This is a genomic window from Paenibacillus sp. P4_E11, assembly GCF_056401635.1.
Genome location: NZ_JBFUIX010000446.1, coordinates 1 through 1,525, shown reverse-complemented (window position 1 = coordinate 1,525; position 1,525 = coordinate 1). Strand labels below are relative to the sequence as shown.

Genomic DNA, 1,525 nt, shown 5'->3' with positions numbered 1-1,525 from the left:
GTATCAAACCGGATGACGTGTTCAGGCAGCAAGTTAAACGTTACCTTCTGATTTAGTTTGATGTTAAAAGTCACCATAGCTTGCGTTGGCAGATCAACGGTAAGAAATTGCATAAGCGGACAATCCTGATGATCCAATAATTCTAGAACCATGCGGTAATGTGTCCCACGATATTCAAATTCCCGTACGATTCCCTGTCTGCCTTTCTCATGACCTTCCCGAACCAATTGAACATGCTCTGGACGGATAGCCAGTATAGGGTTCCCTTGTTTTCCGTTATCCGTTTCGATAAAGCTGACTGCTCCAATAAAATCGGCAACAAAGGGACTATTCGGACGATCATACACTTCATTCGGGGTGCCGATTTGAACGATTCGTGATTGATTCATAACTACAATGCGATCAGCCATAGTTAAAGCTTCCTCCTGATCGTGCGTCACCATAATTGTCGTCATCCCAAATTGTTGATGCAGACGGCAGATCTCACGTCGCAACTTGCCGCGAACCTTAGCGTCGAGTGCGGATAATGGCTCATCCAGCAACAAACAATCCGGTGAAAATGCAAGCGCTCGCGCAAGAGCTACCCGCTGCTGTTGGCCTCCCGATAATTGTGAAGGTACTTTATGGCGCTGTTCCTCTAATTCCACTAATCCTAGCAGCTCGTCCACGCGATCTACGATTTGGGACTTGGTTAAACGATTGCGAAGTCCGTACGCAATATTCTCGGAAACCGATAGATTTGGAAATAAAGCATACGATTGAAACATCATGCCGAAGTTCCGTTTTCCAGCCGGTACAGAGGTGATATCTTTTCCCCCAATAGTCAAATGGCCCCCATCCGCTTTTTCCAGACCCGCAAGGATGCGCAGCAAAGTTGTTTTACCGCATCCGCTTGGCCCCAACAGACAGATGAATTCATGTTGATGAATATCTAAATTTATTTCCTGCAGCGCAGTTTGCTTCCCAAAATGCTTGGAAAGGTTGCGAAGCGATAAATACCCTGGCTTCATAACAAATGCCCCTTTTTTACTAATTTACCCAAATAAGATCACCGAAAATGGGAAGGATGCCAACCATCGGCATCCTGTCGTAATCCACCATTTACTTTTTCGGCTCCGATTTGGAATCGTATTTCTTTGCCCAATCTGCCAGCACAGATTCACGGTCTCTAGCAGCTTGGTACAAATCCAACTTGGTCAATTGCGATACCGGATCTTTACTGTAGCCATCAGGAATTTTGTTTCCCTCTTGTTTAATACTTAAGATAGCGTAATTTTTATTGTATTCCTTCATCGGCTCTGCGCTAATCGCCCAATCCAAGAACAACTTCGCTTCCGGCTTAATGTCTTTCTTTTTCACTAATGCATTTGCTTCCATATCCCAGCCTGATCCTTCTTTAGGGAAAATAACTTCAATCGGGGACCCTTTTTTCTTCTCCAGGATGCCGCTGTATCCATATGAGATACCGATAGGAACTTCTCCTGAAGCTGCCATTTTCGCCGGTTTGGAGCCAGAATGAGTATAA

General features: G+C 44.9%; 2 protein-coding genes. Both read right to left on the bottom strand.

The window, feature by feature from the left end; genetic code table 11:
- On the bottom strand, nt 1-1,010 hold a 1,010-nt coding region (locus AC1DWB_RS34975; RefSeq protein WP_477545671.1), incomplete at its 3' end, for an ABC transporter ATP-binding protein.
- A gap of 91 nt (nt 1,011-1,101) precedes the next feature.
- The coding region (locus AC1DWB_RS34970; RefSeq protein ID WP_477545670.1) for a type 2 periplasmic-binding domain-containing protein at nt 1,102-1,525 on the bottom strand (424 nt) is incomplete at its 5' end.